Here is a 15,056-nt window from a genome sequence, read left to right on the forward strand (position 1 = left end):
CGGGGTTCACCGTCGAACCCCATGAAGAGAGGAAGAGCATGAAGAACATGAACCGTGCAGTCGTGAGGCTGCGATGGCTGGCGGCAGCAGCCGCAGGTGCGCTCGCACTCGGCGCCGGCACCGCTACGGCCTACGCTGCGGCTCCGCCCGAGATCTCAGCGGCGCCGTCGACCCTGCGGCCGGCGACATCGCAGGCGACGACGAGCGAAGCGGAGGAACTCGGTGCACGTCCCTATATGGGCTGGAGCAGCTACAGCATGCAGGTGTACGCGGGGAACGGGCAACAGTGGATCATTGCTGATCAGATCATCGCCCAGTCCGACGCCATGCACGAAAAGCTGCAGGATTTCGGCTACGAGTACATCAACATCGACGCCGGGTGGAACGGCGGTGTCGACGAGTATGCGCGCCCTGTTCCCAGCGAGACCCTCTATCCGGACGGCCTGCAGGAGGTCATCGACCACATCCACGCCAACGGTCAGAAGGTCGGTCTCTACTTCATTCCCGGGATCTCGCCGGAGGTCTACGGAGCGGACCTGCCGATCTTCGGCGCACCTGACTGCTCGACGGGAGACATCGTCAAGCGCCCCCTGCAGCAGGGCGACTACTGGGCCATCGGGCACCGGATCGACTTTTCGAACCCCTGCGCGCAGGCTTACATCGACTCCATCGCCGCATTGCTCGGCGAGTGGGGTGTCGACTTCGTCAAGTTCGACAGCGTGACTCCAGGGTCAGGCATCGGCGACCTGTCGCTCGACGCACGTGACGATGTCGCGGCGTGGTCTGCAGCACTGCAGCCATACGACATCTGGTTCGAGCTGTCCTGGGCGCTCGACATCCGGTACGTGGACTTCTGGAAGGAGCACGCGCAGGGGTGGCGGGTCGACTGGGACGTCGAGTGCTACTGCGAGAACGAGGCGCTGACCACCTGGGACAACATCGCACGACTGTTCCCCAAGGCGGCCGACTGGTGGCGGCACGCAGGGCCAGAGGGATGGAACGACTTCGATTCGCTCAACGTCGGCAACGGCCAGATGGACGGCCTGACGAAGGACGAGCGGCGCACAGCGGCGACGCTCTGGGCGGTGTCGGCTGCTCCGATGTACATCGGCAACGACATGACGAACCTCGACGAGTACGGACTCGAGCTCCTCACGAACTCTGAGGTGATCGCCGTCAACCAGACGGGTCGCCCAGCGCACCCGGTGTCCACGGCGACGCCGCGGCAGACCTGGTACTCCACGAACCCCGACGGATCGGTGACCGTGGCGGTCTTCAACCTCGGTCGCACCGACGCCGACATCACGGTGTCGCTCGCCGACCTGGGCATCGATGGCTCCGTGAAGGTGCGGGACCTCTGGCGGAAGAAAGATCTCGGCAGCGTCAGCGGCGAGTTCGTGGCCGAGGACGTGCCGGTTCACGGCACGGAGTTGTTCACATTCACGCCCGCGAAGAACAGCCACATCGGGCTCAACGACGACGACGCGCGCCTCGACTACGAGGGCGACTGGACCCGCAACGGCGGCAAGGAGGTCGCGGCGCGTTCGCAGGCGCTGACCGTTTCCGTCTTCGACTCGTCGCAGGGGGGTGAGGCTCCCGAAACCGGGGAGTCGAACGTGCGCAGCGTGAATAATAACGGGCCGGGGATCGTCTACAGCGGCACCTGGAGCCAGAGCGGCGGTCGCGGTTTGGGTGACTATCAGGACGACGTCCAGTACAGCGAAGCCAACGGCTCGGCCTTCGAGTACTCCTTCGTGGGGACGGGCATCGACTGGGTGACCGAGACCCATTCCTCGCAAGGCGAAGCGGAGGTCTACCTCGACGGCGTGCTCGTCGACACGGTCGACACCTACCAGGCTGAGGGTCGCGGCGTGCAGCAGGTCGTTTTCAGTGCTAGGGATCTCCCGAACGGCACCCACACGCTGCGCGTGGTGAAGAAGTCCGGTCAGTTCATGCTGCTCGACAAGCTCGACGTCGTGGAGGAGGGCGTCATCGACGTCGATCACGTGGCGTTCGACCGAGCCAACCCGGCGGATGCCATGGTGACGCTGCTGCGGGATCCGAGCGAACTCGTCGGGGTGTACCGCGACGGCACCGCGCTGGACAGCGGCACCGACTATACGATCGACGGATCCGTCGTGACTTTCGGGTCGGCCTTCCTGGTCTCTCTGGCAGACGGCGACTCGGCGCTGGAGTTCCGCTTCCGCGGAGACATCCGCGACGACGTGCACTGGGCAGGCGCTGACGGCGCCTCGGTGTCGCTGACGTTCAGCGGATCGAAGGTGACACTCACAGGACCGGTCGGGCCCGACCAGGGCACGGCCGAGGTCTACATCGACGACAAGCTGGTCGACACCGTCGACCTGCACGGCGATGTGCGGCTCACCCAGCAGGAGCTCTTCACGAGCGGCGATCTGCGAAAGGGCGAGCACACCATCCGGATCGTCAAGGCATCCGGCGACATGCTGCGGATCGACGGGCTGTCGTATGTAGTGCGTTGAGTACCAGGTGCGGGCGGCGGCGCGTGCCGTCGCTCGCACCTGCGCGCGGGGCTCTGCCGTAGGACCGATGGGGTGAGCCCCGGAAGGGGGAGCCAGGGCGGGGAGGGGGCTCTGCCCTCAATCCAGGCCTGAACTATCTCTCCCTCGGCCTGGAGACCTCGTACAGAGCGAAACACCGCCCGGGCTCACTGGGTGAACAACATCGAGAAGGAACGGAGCCTGCTCTGGCCGCTCCACCATTTCGACATCGTCGACAAACACAAGGGCCTCGTCTCCGGCGACATCCATATGCGGTCAGTCAACCTCGCAGGATTCGAACCGAATCTGCAACCAGCGGAGACTGCGGCCGACTCCGACCTGCGCGTTGAAACCAAGGACCCGGTCCGCGCCTCCCAGACTGGCGTTCCGCAAGCGGGTATCGCTCGTGGAGGTCGCGTGCACGACGCGGGATGCACGCCAACGCGGCGTTCACGTCCCGAGCGACACGTCAGCTTCCGTGGTCCAGGGATCGTCGCGGTTGTTCCGGAGCCGCCGAGCGAAGGGGGCACCAGGAAGTGCTCGCGCTATGGCGGTAGTCCAGGGCCCGATTGCCCCTGAGCGAGCGGGGGTGGCGGCGAAACGCGGTGTGACCGTTTTACAACGTTGTCACTAGGGAGTTAGCATCCCAACCTCCGACGAAGCAGCCCGTTCCTGTCCAAACTCACTTGGAGGCCGAAGCCATGACAACGGACCCCAAAGACATCTGCTTGCACTGCGGCCACGAGAGCGCTGAGCACCTCGGCCAGTGCTACACCGACCTCTTCAGCAGCGGCTCGTGGCGGAAGTGTGCCTGCGAGCTCTTCGCCGACGATCCAGGCTTGGTGCAAGTCGGCTAGAAGGCATCCATGCCGGGAGGTGTTCAGCTCATGATGCGTGAGGTGTCGGGTTCCTAATGGGATCGTGACCGTGTCGGCAGGTGCTGGTGCGCCGTCGGGGCTCGCGCGGAGGGCGGTTCCTGGAGCGCATGTGCCATTCGGACTACGGCGTGCTCGAGCATTCCAGCCTCGAGCGCGAAATTGAAACGCACGAATCCGTCGCCACCCGTTCCGCACGCAGCGCCGTCGGATGCCGCGATTCCGGCGGCGTCGAGCAGGAAGCTCGCTGGTGCGACCTTGAGCCCTGCCGAGGTGAAGTCGAGCCACGCGAGATACGTCGCATCCGGCATCCGCATGCCGATCTCCGGCGTATGCCGGGAGAGGAGGCCTGCAAGGAGGTGCCGGTTCGCGTCGAACCGCGCGACCGCCGAGTCCAGCCAGTCGACGCCGTCGAGATAGGCGGCGGCGGCCGCGACGGCTCCGAGGATGCTGCCGGTCTGGCTCGGCACCAGGTCGCGGTCGTGCCAGGTCGCTTGGTCCTCGTCGTTGGTCAGAATGAGCTGTGCTGTCTTGAGGCCGGGGATGTTCCAGCCCTTCGAGGTCGCGATCGCGGTGATGGTGTGGCGCGCTGTCGCGTCGGACAGAGCGGCGTAGGGAAGATGGGTGGCACCGGGATAGATGATCGGCGCGTGGATCTCGTCGGAGAAGACACGGCCCCCGTGTCGTTCGACGACCTGCGAGAGAGCTGACTGCTCCACCGACGTCATCACTTGGCCGAGCGGGTTATGCGGGTTGCACAGCACGAGCAAGCCGGCGCCGGCTGCGAACGCCCGATCGATTCCGTCGAGGTCCATGGCCCAGCGACCGTCGACGACATGGGATGGCACCTGGATGATCTCGCGACCGGCTCTGGCTGGCACGTCGAGGAACGGCATGTACGCAGGTGTCGGCACGATGACGGCTGCGCCGGGCGGCGTGAAGTGCTTGATCGTGATCCTGAGTCCGGCAAGCACGTCGGGTACGAGATGCACCAGCTCGGCGGGAATGTCCCAACCGAACCGGGTCGCGAGGAAGCTGGCGCACGCCGACTCGGCCCGCCGTGCCGTCGACGTTGGGAAGGTAGGTGAGGAAGCCTGCTTCGACCGCGCGATGCAGCGCCGCCGTGACGGCGGGGGCCGTGCCGAAGTCGGACTCGGCGATCCAGGCGCCGATCTTGCCGGGGTGCGCGTCCCACTTCAGGGCTCGGAGCGTGTCGGCGTGTGCGGGAGGGCGGGTCATGCGATCTCCCGGCGGGGACGCACGGCGAGGTCGGTGAGCTGAACGTCGGGCGTGGCATCGACGACGAATCGCACCGCCCGAGCGACGGTCTCTGGCCGGATATAGCGCTCGGGTTCGTAGGGGCGCTCCAGCGCGTCGTGCTGGTGACGCAGCATCGGCGTGTCGGTCTGGCCGGGTGCGATGGTCGTCACCCGCACGCGGTTCGGTGCCTCGTCGATGCGGAGCACGTCGGCGAGGCCCTTGAGCGCGTGCTTCGTGGCCGTGTAGACGGCGTTCCCGGGCACGGGGCGAGTGCTCGCGCCCGAGCCGATGAACATCACGGTTCCCTGGCGCTTGCGGAGCATCGGCAGTGCCAGGCGTGTGAGCTCCGCCGGGGCGACGACGTTGGTGCGTAGGTGCGACTCCCAGTCAGCGACGGATGCCTCGTCGACGCGGAGCGCATCGGCGATCGCCGCGGCGTGCACGAGCACGTCGAGTCGTTCAAGACCCTCGAGCCCAGCGCGGAGGCTGTCGAGATCCCCGAGGTCGACGAGCACCGTCCGACATCCGGTCGATTCCTGCAGTTCGCGAAGCCGGCTTGCAGATCGGCCGACCGCGACGACGTCATGCGTCGTCGTGAGTTCGGCGACGATCTCGGCTCCCATGCCTCCGGTTGCGCCGGTGACGAGGGCGACAGGTCGATGGGTGGGGGTCACGGTGCTCCTCGAGGTGGTTCGGCGAGTCAGGCGGCCGCGCGTCGCCGCGCTTCGGTCAGTGTCTCGTAGGCCGCGGCGACTGCGCGGTCGGTCTCCCGCAGCATCGTCGAGTTCGCCCCCGGCATCGGGCTGATGATGGTGTCGCCGCGACTCTCATCGAGCGGAATGCCGATGACGATCACGGCAGGGTCGATGCTGCCGTCGGCGGCGATGAGCCGCGAGGTCTCGGGATCGACGTCGATCGCGGCGGTCGGATGAGGGGTGCCGTCGGATGCGTGACGCACGTGCGGGCGCATCCGGCCCTGCTCGCGCAGCCCGACGACGACCTCATCGGCCGCGCGGCCGAGATCGGGCAGGTGCATCCAGGCATCGATGAGCACGGATGCCGCGACGGCCGAATCTGCGACGATCGGCGAATCGGCGACGAAGGGTCTCTCGGATTCGTCGAAGCGCAGGCGCGCGCCCGGGCCGATGAAGTGCACGAGGCCGGCGTCGGCCAGCGCGAGGAGTTGACGGGTCCGGAAGGCCGGGGGTCCGCTGCCGATCATGCCGCCGAACGAGACGAAGTCCCGGTAGCCACCGCGGAACGACTCGGCGAGCACGCCGTCGAAGGCGATGAGCTCGGCGACGGCTTTGCGTGCGGCACCGATCGACCAGAGACCCGCCTTGAGCGGGCTGCGGGTTCCGGCATCGGCCTCGTCCAGGTCGCGCTCGAGGTAGTCGTGCACCCATGCGTCGAAGGCCGCAGGGTGTGCGAATGGACCCGCGGCGGCGGCCGGGTGGATCAGGTCGGCGAGCTCGAACCGGTCGTCGGTCGCAGTCACGAACGGCGCGATGGCGGCGTCGAGCGCGCCCGGCGCGCCGTCCCACTCGTCGATGGCCGACGTGATCGGTTCGAGTCCATGGGGTAGCGCCTCCGGTCGTACCTCTGCGAGGGTGCGGTAGTACGCGTCGTAGCCGTCTCGAACGATGACCGGCCAGACGTCGCGGTCGAAATCGAGCGGGCGCGGCATCCGCGACCAGTCCACGCTGCGGAAGCGCCGGTGAGCCGCCGCCGGGGGTAACGAGCGATAGACCGACTTCGAGCGGAACGGCACGCCGCGATTCGACGTGACGTGCACGATCGGCTCTCGCCCAGTCGCGAGGGTAGCGCAGCCGACCGGGACGTGATTCCTCGAAGCGGCCGCCGCGCCCGATCGTGAGGAGCGCCAGCGAGTCGAAGAAACCCATCCCGAGCCCGCGGACGATGACGGGCTCGCTCGCGGGTACGCCGCTGAGGTCCTGCTCGACGGGAGAACCCTGGCGGATCCACGTGGCGCGGCCCGCGACCGCGAGCTCGAGCTCCCGGTCGGCTGCGGAGGGCAGACGCGGAATCCATCCGCCGGCCATGATCACGGCGTCGCAGTCGATCGTGCGACCGCTCGCGAGCGTGATGCGTTCTCGTCCGCCGGTGCGCTCGATGCGCACCGCGCGCTCGTGATGCTCGTGCACCGTCGCGCCGTCGGGAAGTGACGCGACGGCTCGGTCGAAGCACCAGACGAGGTACTCGCCGTAGAGCGCCCGGCTCGGGTGCGACTCGGGACGGAGCCCGCGCAGCTCGTCGAGGAACCGGGCTCCGACGCGTTCGCGCACGGGTTGCTCCGCGAAGCGCTCGCGTCGGGCCGGCGGAATCCGCTCGACCTCGCAACGCGAACGCTCGCTCGGCGCGAGTGCGTCGAGCACGAGCATGCACCATTCGAACATTGTCGGTCCCTCCACGATCGGGCCGACCGTGTCGACGCTCGTGTCGGTGAAGAGCGTGACCGCACCGGCGAACGTGTTCATGCAGAGCTCACGCGTCTGGTCGGTGCGCCACACGCGCCCCGCTCCGAACTCGGCGGCGTCGACGAGGTGGAGCTCCCACGCCTCGGCCGCCGCCCAAGCGGGCGCTTCGGCGCGCAAGCGCTCGAGCACCGAGGTGCCTCGAGGGCCGACGCCGATGACGCAGAGGGAAGCGGGTCGTGAAGATGGCATGCCTTCAGGTATACGACGGATTACTCCGACGCACCCAGTCGGATAACCCCGGCTTATGACGACGATCCCGTCATGCACATCGATTTCTTTCGGGCGAAACATTCGATCGGTCAAGCTCGAATGCATGGCGACGGAGCCCGACTCGACCTCGGGCCGACTCCCATCCCGGTTCCGAGGCATTCCCCACCCACCGGAGGGCACGCGAGTGCTTTCCCCTCCACCGAGGATGAACAATGACCAAGACACAGCGTCTCGCGGCGATCGCCGCGGCATCCGTCTCGATCCTGGCGCTCGCCGGCTGCGCAGATGGCGCGTCGGGCTCCGGCAGCGACGACAGCCCGATCGTGTTCGGCGTTTCCGGCCCACTGACCGGCAACCAGGCCGAGTACGGGAAGAACTGGCAGGACGGGTTCGAGCTCGCCCTCGAGGAGATCAACGAGGACGGCGGGATCGACGGCCGTCCGGTCGAGATCGACTTCCAGGACAGCCAGGGCGAGGCGAGCCAGGCCACGACCATCGCGCAACGATTCGTGAGCGACGAGAACATCCTCGCCGTCATGGGCGACTTCTCGTCGGCCACTTCGATGGTCGCCAGTCCGCTCTACCAGCGCGGCAGGCTCCTCCAGCTCGGCATCACGAACTCCCACCCCGACTTCACCACGACCGGCGACTTCATCTTCAGCCCCTCCGTCACGCAAGAGGTGGAGGGCCGGTTCATCGAGAACGGTGCCGCGAAGTTCGGCGACAAGCTCGCCGTGTTCTACCTCAACACCGACTGGGGCAACGCGGCGTTCGACGTCTTCCGGGACGAGGCGGAGACCAACGGCCACGAGATCGTCTACTCGACCCCGGTCGAGGAGGCGTCGACGGACTTCAAGCCGCAGCTCGTTCAGGCACGCGACGCCGGCGCCGACGCGGTCGTGTTCTACACGTACTACTCCTCGACCGCCCTGCTCGTGCAGCAGGCGGAGCAGGTCGGCCTCACCGACGTGCCGTTCGTCGCCGTGGGCTCGAACTATTCGCCGGAGTTCCTCAACCTGGCCGGAGCTTCGGCCGACGGCGTCTACACGGAGACCTCCTTCTACCCTGAGACGGACGACCCCGCGGTGGACGAGTTCGTCGCCGCATTCACCGAGAAGTTCGACACCGAGCCGAACCTGTTCGCCGCCTTCGCGTACGACGGCCTCAAGCAGCTCGCCTGGGCTGCCGAGCAGGCTGAGACGCTCGACCGAACGGGCATTCGCGATGCGCTGCGCGATGGCAAGGACATCCCGAGCATCATCTACGGCGACGCCGAATACAACGACGAGCGTCGTATCGACGACCCGAAGTTCACGTGGCTCGTGGTCGAGGACGGCGCGTTCGTCCAGACCGACGACCTGTAGTCAGCCCTCGCGGGCGGGGGTGCCCGACGCGCTCCCGCCCGCCCACCGATCCACTCGCCACAGGAAGGACATCCAGTGCTCGATCTGTTGTTCGCCGGGCTCGTCAACGGCAACGCGTACGCACTCGTCGCCCTCGGCCTCTCCCTCGTCATCGGCGTCGCAAACGTCGTCAACTTCGCTCACGGCTCGCTCTTCGCGGTCGGAGCGATGACCGGATGGTTCGTGACCTCGAACCTCGGGCTGCCGCTCTGGGCGGGCGCGCTCGCCGCGATCGTGGTGACCGCCCTGCTCGGCTATCTCATCAACCTCGTCGCCGTGCGACCGTTCGCCGGACGCGCGCCGATCGCTGCGGTGCTCTCGACGATCGCGGTCATGATCATCCTCGACAACCTCACGCAGATGGTGTTCGGGCCGCAGGTGCGACGCTTCGACTCCGGTCTGCCCGACGCGACGTTCCAGGTCGGCGGACTCAGCGTCGGCCTCATCGACCTCATCATCCTCACCACCGGCGTGACCCTCATGGTCGTGCTCGCGCTCGGCCTGCGATTCACGAAGATCGGTCGTGCCATCCGGGCCACGTCGCAGGACCGCGAGGCGGCCGAGCAGATGGGCGTGCCCACGGCCCGCGTGCAGTCGATCGCGTTCATGGTCGCGTCCGGTCTCGGAGGTCTCGCAGGCGTGCTCGTCGCGGCGTACTTCACGACCATCGCTCCGACGCAGGGGTTCCAGATCGGCCTCGCCGGCATCGCGGCGGCCACCCTGGGCGGGCTCGGATCGCTCCTCGGCGCCGTCGTCGGCGGCCTCGTCCTCGGCGTGGTCGAAGCGTTCGGCGTCGGCCTGTGGGGTGACTCCGTACGGCAACTCATCACGTTCGGCGTGCTCCTCGCAGTGCTGTGGATCCGCCCCGAGGGTCTGTTCGGCAAGAAGGCGATCAAGCGCGAGCCGCTGAGCGGCACGTTCTTCTCGCAAGCGCGGCCCATCATCATGAAGCGCTGGCAGGTCGCGGTACTGATCGCGCTCGCGATCGTGCCGGCGATCCCCGGGCTCTTCAACGGCTACACCGTGCAGATCGGCATCCAGGTGCTCTCCTTCGCGATGATCGCCCTGTCGATGACCATCATCGGCGGCGCCGCGGGCCAGCTCTCGCTCGGCCAAGCGGGTCCGGTGGCGATCGGTGCCTACACGGCCGCACTGCTCACGCGGGACCTCGCGATCCCGTTCACAGCCGCGCTCCTCATCGCGGGACTGGTCTCGGCGGTCATCGTGACGCTGCTCGCCGCCCCGAGCTGGAAGCTGTCCGGCCACTACCCGGCGATCGCCACGCTCGCGACCGGCGCAGCGATCTCCGCCGTGATCCTCGTCGCCGAACCGCTCACCGGCGGCGGAAGCGGACTGTCGCTCATTCCGCTGCCCGAGATCCTGGGATTCCAGTTCAACTCGACCACCTCGCTCTACGCGCTCGGGCTCGGCATCCTGCTCGCGATCATCCTCGTCGTGCACCGACTCGGGACGTCGCACCTCGGCCTCTACTGGCGTGCGACCCGCGACGACGAGATCGCCGCCCGATCCGCGGGCATCGCGACGCCGCAGTACAAGTCGCTCGCCTTCGGCATCGGCGGCTTCATCGCGGGCGTCGGCGGCGCGTTCTGGGCAGCGCAGTTCGGGTACGTCGACCCTAAGATATTCAGTCCCAACCTCTCGTTCCAGATCGTCATCATCGCCGTGCTCGGCAGCATGCTGCGCCCCTTCGGCGCAGTACTCGGGGCGATCGTGCTCGTCGGCGGACTCGAGCTCTTCCGTGCCGCGGCCGAGACTCGTCTGCTCGTGTACGGGCTCGTGCTCCTGCTGCTCGTGCGCTTCCGGCCGCAGGGCCTCTGGACCCTTCCCCTGCCGCTCGCGGGCCTCGTCCGCCGGATCACCGGGCGCACTCCGAGACCGGACGCGCCGAGCGCGATCGTCCCGTCCGTCAAGCTCGCCGGCTCGCTCGCCCCGACCACCTCCGCCGACACGCCGAGCCCCATGCCCGACGGCGACGGCGCGGCATCCGCCCCCACCACACCCAAGGAGGTGCACGCATGACCCGGCTCCTCGACGTCACCCGGCTCACCCGCTCGTTCGGCGCGCTCGTCGCGGTCGACGCCACGACCTTCCACGTCGACGACGGCGAGGTCGTGAGCATCATCGGCCCCAACGGCTCGGGCAAGACGACGACGATCAACCTCTTGAGCGGTGAACTGAAGCCGGATGCCGGTCGCGTCATGTTCGGCGGTGAGGACATCGCCGGGCGCGTCCCCGACCGCATCGCGCGCAGCGGCATCCGCCGGACGTTCCAGAACGGTCGAGTGTTCGGCAACTGCACCGTCGAGGAGAACGTGCTGGTCGGCCAAGTCCCGCTCGCGACCGCCTCGGCTCCGCTGCCCGTACTGCGCCGGCTTCCCTTCGCACGGTGGGTGGCGCTCATCACCGAGACCGTGCTTGCGATCACCGGCACGCCCGCCCTCCGGCGCGAACATGCCGCCCTCGAGGAGGGCGTGACCGAGCAGATCTCCCGGTTCTCATCGCGACTGGCCACCCGGCGCGACCACTTCGCCTGGACGCTTTCGTACGCAAACCGGCGCCGTACCGAGATCGCCCGCGCGCTCGCGTCCGCGCCGACGCTCCTCCTGCTCGACGAGCCGACGGCCGGCATGAACACCTCGGAGACGAACGAGGTCATGCAGCAACTGCTCGAACTCAAGGCGCAAGGACAGACGATGCTCATCGTCGAGCACAAGCTCGACCTCGTCATGACCGTCTCCGACCGGGTGATCGTGATGGACCACGGCGCCATCATCGCGAACGGAACCCCCGCCGAGGTGCAGAACGACGAACGCGTCATCGAGGCCTATCTCGGCAAGCGCCGCGGCCGCATCGCCGCACAGACTCACGATCTCGAGTCCGCCGTGCTCGGAACGGAGAAGACCGCATGAACCAGCTCGCGAACGTCGCCGAGCCGCTGCTCGACTTCCGCGACGTCAATGTCTACTACGGGCACTTCCACGCGCTCCGCGATGTCTCGTACACAATCGGTCGCGGCGAAATCGTGTCGCTCCTGGGGGGAAATGCGTGCGGCAAGTCCACCACGATGAAGACGATCCTCCGGCTCGTGAAGCCGAAGAGCGGCGACATCCGCTTCAAGGGCGAGAGCACGCTCAAGGCCTCCACGGCCGAGATCGTGCGACGGGGCATCGCATCGGTGCCCGAAGCGCGGCGCGTGTTCCCCGAGATGACGATCGAGGAGAACCTCCTCGTCGGGGCGTACACCCGCGGTGACGGCCGAGCGAAGATCAAGCAGAGCCTCGCGCAGCAGTACGAGCTGTTCCCTCGCCTCGCGGAGCGGCGTTCGCAGCAGGCGGGGACGATGTCCGGCGGCGAGCAGCAGATGCTCGCCTTCGCACGGGCACTCATGTCGGGGCCGGAGCTCATCTGCATGGACGAGCCGACGATGGGCCTCGCGCCGATCGTCGTCGAGCAGGTGCTCGAGACGATCCAGCGCATCAACCACGAGCTCGGCATCGCCGTCTTCATCGTCGAGCAGAGCGCCGAGCTCGCGCTGTCGATCGCACATCGCGGCTATGTGCTCGTGAACGGCGTCGTGCGGCTCTCCGGGCCGGCCGCCGAGCTGCTCGCCAACCCCGAGATCCGAGAGGCGTATCTCGGTCACGCGAACGCCCCCGCGGATTCCGCCGCCGCGGCATCCGCCAGCCCCGCCTCCAACGAAAGGATTGCCCGTGCCGGCCACTGACACCCTCTTGCCCGCCGACGTCATCGACCACCTCGTCGGCATCGCCCCCGGCGACCCGCTCGACGCGGTGCGCGACAACCGCCCCGAGGCGCGCGAACACGTACAGGGCAGCTTCCTCGCCCTGTTCGCGCCCGCTGACGCCTCGGCCGTCACACTTCAGGAGCGCTACGCTATCGGCGCGTTCGTCGCGGCACTGCACGGCGTGGACGCGGCGGTCGAGTTCTACAGCGAGCTCCTGCTCGCCGGTGAGCCGGCAGGCTCGGCGGCGCTCGACGTGATCCTCGCCGAGGCCGCCCACGCGAAGGCGTTCGGCCCGTACGGGGCGTTCCGCGGTCCGCTCGCCGCCGAGACGGTGGTCGGGCCCGAGTACGCGGTCGACGATCTCGCCGGCGTGTACGTGCTCGGCGACCGGCTCGCATCGGCGATGGAGTTCGCGCACTTCCTCGTGTTTCACCCTCGCGACGCGTCGCGTGAGCGGTTGCAGCAGCTGCTCGACGGCGGCTGGAGCGTCGACGCGATCGTCACCCTCTCCCAGCTCGTGGCCTTCCTGACCTTTCAGATCAGGGTGGTCGCCGGCCTCAACGCATTGAAGATCGACCTGGAAGGACGCCGCCCGTGAACGAGCGCCTCGCCCCATCCGCCACCATCACCGAGCCCGAGCGATTCACGCAGGACATGCTGAACTGGCGCACCTGGCTGCCGCCGCTCGACGAGGAGGACCTCACCGAGGAGCACTACGAGGCCCTCGTGCAGCGCAGCCGCGCGAAGAACGAGTACTTTCGGCTGCTCGCGAGGGATGCGGCGATCCTGCGCGAGCGCACGAAGACTGACAACGACATCTTCTACAACACGAAGCAGGGTCTTCCGCGCGCCGATCGAGAGATCGCTGCGACCGCGGCGAGCCGGTACAACGGATGCATCTACTGCGCCTCGGTGCATTCGGGTTTCGCGTCGCATCACTCGAAGCGACGCGACGACGTGCAGCGCCTCCTCGACGAGGGCGTGAGCGTCCAACTCGATCCGAGATGGACGGCGATCATCCGCGCCGCGGCCGCGCTCACGGCGACACCCCCGCGTTTCGGTCAGGCGACCCTCGACGAGGTTCGCGCGGCGGGCCTCGACGAGCTCGAGATCCTCGACGCGATCATGTCGGGCGCGTTTTTCAGCTGGGCGAATCGGCTGATGCTCGCGTTGGGGGAGCCGACGTACTGAACACGCGCGCTCGGCGCGCGACGTGCGACGGGCGGAGCATCTTCCACGCTGCGCCGTCGAGCGCGGCGAGGGTCGCGAGCGTCGCGCGGACGGCTCCCGTCGAGACCGCGGACTCTGGCGCGATCACGTGGATCTCGCGGTTTGCGTGCGGATTCAGCCGCCGCACCACTGCGCCCTTCGGGATCGCCGCGGTGCCGAGTGACAAGCGCGGCAGCACGGCGATCCCGAGGCCCCGCGAGACCATCCCGAGCGCGGCGATGAAGTTGTCGGTCTCGAGCGTGATGTTCGGTTCGTAGCCGACCGCCGCACACACGTCGACGACGTGCCCGCGGCACCGGGGGCATCCGGCGATCCACTCATCGTCCTGGAGTGCGATGAGGTCGACGATGCGCTCGTCGGCGAGCGGATGGCCCTCGGGGAGGATCAGCAGCATCTGGTCGAGGAACAGGGTCTTCACCCAGAGGCCCTGGCGGTGCAGCGCGTCGAGGTCGAGCGGCTCGCTCGGGTACGAGGCGATGATCGCGACGTCGCACTGTCCGTCGAGCACGAGCTGGGTGGCATCCGGCGGTTCGGCCTCGGTGTAGCTCATGGAGATGCCCGGCCGGGACTCGCGCATCGTGCTGAGGAGCGTCGGCACGATGGTCGACGACGCCGACGGGAAGCCGGCGAGCGAGACGCGGCCGGCGTTGAGCGACGCGAGCCCCGTGATCTGCGTCGACGCGTGGTCGAGCGCGTCGGAGATCTGCGGGGCGATGTCGGCGAGCACCTGCCCTGCCTCCGAGAGCCTGATCGTGCGGCCGGTGCGCACGAGCAGCGGCACGCCGAGGCGCGTCTCTGCTCGCTGCAGATGCTGGCTGATCGCCGGCTGGCTGAGCCCGAGCGCCCGGGAGGCGCCCGTGATCGATCCGGTCTCCTCGATGGCGCGGATGACGCGGATGGTCTGCAGGTCGATGTCGAGCCGGCCGGGGCCGGTCGGGGTCTGGGCCATCGCTGACCTCCGGGTTGCGGGCGGAGGTGCGACTCTACTCGCGAGACGTGTCTGAGCGGTTACGCCGCGGTGGGAGATGTCCGTGACTCAGTCACCCGACCAGCGGATAAGCAGGGAGTCGGGTCAGATCGTCAGGGGTGAGCGTCCCGACTTGGCGGGTAGTGCGTGGGGTGATTGCGCGGTCCATGCCGCCGCGCGCAAGTGCCCGGGCGACTCTGCATCTGCGGTCCGCGTGCGAACGTCGGCGACTCATACTCCGGCGTGTTCCAGGGGCTAGCGATTCGTATCGAATGTCGCGACCCCTCCTCGGCACGTTAATGCTGTGTAAAAAGAAGCTCTACGGCTC

11 protein-coding genes and 1 pseudogene are annotated in these 15,056 nt (G+C 67.9%); 7 read left to right on the top strand and 5 right to left on the bottom strand.

Annotated elements, in window-relative coordinates; translation table 11 throughout:
* Nucleotides 1-47: 47 nt before the first annotated feature.
* Nucleotides 48-2,501, top strand: a complete 2,454-nt coding sequence (locus QFZ29_RS00225) for a X2-like carbohydrate binding domain-containing protein (protein ID WP_306892230.1) — start codon at nucleotides 48-50, stop codon at nucleotides 2,499-2,501.
* Between the two features lie 928 nt (nucleotides 2,502-3,429).
* Here QFZ29_RS00225 and QFZ29_RS00230 read toward each other — a convergent pair.
* From QFZ29_RS00230 to QFZ29_RS20340, 4 genes and pseudogenes are all read right to left on the bottom strand, one after another.
* A complete protein-coding gene (locus tag QFZ29_RS00230; RefSeq protein ID WP_306896546.1) occupies nucleotides 3,430-4,506 on the bottom strand; it encodes a MalY/PatB family protein in 1,077 nt (358 codons plus the stop codon).
* 123 nt (nucleotides 4,507-4,629) lie between these two features.
* Nucleotides 4,630-5,328 (bottom strand): SDR family oxidoreductase, encoded by a 699-nt coding sequence (locus QFZ29_RS00235; protein WP_306892231.1) that lies wholly within the window; start codon nucleotides 5,326-5,328, stop codon nucleotides 4,630-4,632.
* Nucleotides 5,329-5,354: 26 nt separating this feature from the next.
* Complete coding sequence (locus tag QFZ29_RS00240) at nucleotides 5,355-6,341, bottom strand: hypothetical protein (RefSeq protein WP_306892232.1); 987 nt, start codon at nucleotides 6,339-6,341, stop codon at nucleotides 5,355-5,357.
* A gap of 424 nt (nucleotides 6,342-6,765) precedes the next feature.
* Nucleotides 6,766-7,614, bottom strand: a pseudogene (locus QFZ29_RS20340) (FAD/NAD(P)-binding protein); the annotation flags it as partial.
* Here QFZ29_RS20340 and QFZ29_RS00250 point away from each other — a divergent pair.
* The 6 genes from QFZ29_RS00250 (at nucleotide 7,575) to QFZ29_RS00275 (ending at nucleotide 13,722) form a co-directional block, all read left to right on the top strand.
* A complete protein-coding gene (locus tag QFZ29_RS00250) occupies nucleotides 7,575-8,726 on the top strand; it encodes an ABC transporter substrate-binding protein (protein WP_306892234.1) in 1,152 nt (383 codons plus the stop codon). The pseudogene QFZ29_RS20340 and the gene QFZ29_RS00250 sit on opposite strands and share 40 nt — an antisense overlap.
* Before the next feature lie 75 nt (nucleotides 8,727-8,801).
* Nucleotides 8,802-10,805 carry an ABC transporter permease gene (locus QFZ29_RS00255; RefSeq protein ID WP_306892235.1) on the top strand — a complete coding sequence of 668 codons (2,004 nt, stop codon included), beginning with the start codon at nucleotides 8,802-8,804 and terminating at the stop codon, nucleotides 10,803-10,805.
* Nucleotides 10,802-11,695, top strand: coding sequence for an ABC transporter ATP-binding protein (locus tag QFZ29_RS00260; RefSeq protein WP_306892236.1), 894 nt, complete (start codon nucleotides 10,802-10,804; stop codon nucleotides 11,693-11,695). Before QFZ29_RS00255 ends, QFZ29_RS00260 begins: the two co-directional genes overlap by 4 nt.
* On the top strand, nucleotides 11,692-12,510 hold the full coding sequence (locus QFZ29_RS00265; protein WP_306892238.1) for an ABC transporter ATP-binding protein: 819 nt from the start codon (nucleotides 11,692-11,694) through the stop codon (nucleotides 12,508-12,510). The genes QFZ29_RS00260 and QFZ29_RS00265 overlap by 4 nt, the downstream gene beginning before the upstream one ends.
* The gene (locus QFZ29_RS00270) at nucleotides 12,497-13,129 is read left to right on the top strand and encodes a CMD domain protein (RefSeq protein WP_306892239.1); all 633 of its coding nucleotides are present in this window, start codon (nucleotides 12,497-12,499) and stop codon (nucleotides 13,127-13,129) included. Before QFZ29_RS00265 ends, QFZ29_RS00270 begins: the two co-directional genes overlap by 14 nt.
* Nucleotides 13,126-13,722, top strand: coding sequence for an alkylhydroperoxidase domain protein (locus tag QFZ29_RS00275; protein WP_306892240.1), 597 nt, complete (start codon nucleotides 13,126-13,128; stop codon nucleotides 13,720-13,722). The genes QFZ29_RS00270 and QFZ29_RS00275 overlap by 4 nt, the downstream gene beginning before the upstream one ends.
* Here the strand turns inward: QFZ29_RS00275 and QFZ29_RS00280 are convergent.
* Entirely contained in the window at nucleotides 13,673-14,710 is a 1,038-nt protein-coding gene (locus tag QFZ29_RS00280) for a LysR family transcriptional regulator (protein ID WP_306892241.1), read from the bottom strand. The two genes, QFZ29_RS00275 and QFZ29_RS00280, sit on opposite strands and share 50 nt — an antisense overlap.
* Between the last annotated feature and the right edge of the window lie 346 nt (nucleotides 14,711-15,056).

The organism is Agromyces albus (assembly GCF_030815405.1).
In the GTDB taxonomy this organism is placed as follows: Bacteria; Actinomycetota; Actinomycetes; order Actinomycetales; family Microbacteriaceae; genus Agromyces; species Agromyces albus_A.

Coding starts and splice junctions, on each gene's coding strand:
- QFZ29_RS00225 (WP_306892230.1), top strand. CDS start 48: ATGAACCGTGCAGTCGTGAGGCTGCGATGGCTGGCGGCAGCAGCCGCA.
- QFZ29_RS00280 (WP_306892241.1), bottom strand. CDS start 14,710: ATGGCCCAGACCCCGACCGGCCCCGGCCGGCTCGACATCGACCTGCAG.
- QFZ29_RS00250 (WP_306892234.1), top strand. CDS start 7,575: ATGACCAAGACACAGCGTCTCGCGGCGATCGCCGCGGCATCCGTCTCG.
- QFZ29_RS00265 (WP_306892238.1), top strand. CDS start 11,692: ATGAACCAGCTCGCGAACGTCGCCGAGCCGCTGCTCGACTTCCGCGAC.
- QFZ29_RS00260 (WP_306892236.1), top strand. CDS start 10,802: ATGACCCGGCTCCTCGACGTCACCCGGCTCACCCGCTCGTTCGGCGCG.
- QFZ29_RS00240 (WP_306892232.1), bottom strand. CDS start 6,341: ATGCCGCGCCCGCTCGATTTCGACCGCGACGTCTGGCCGGTCATCGTT.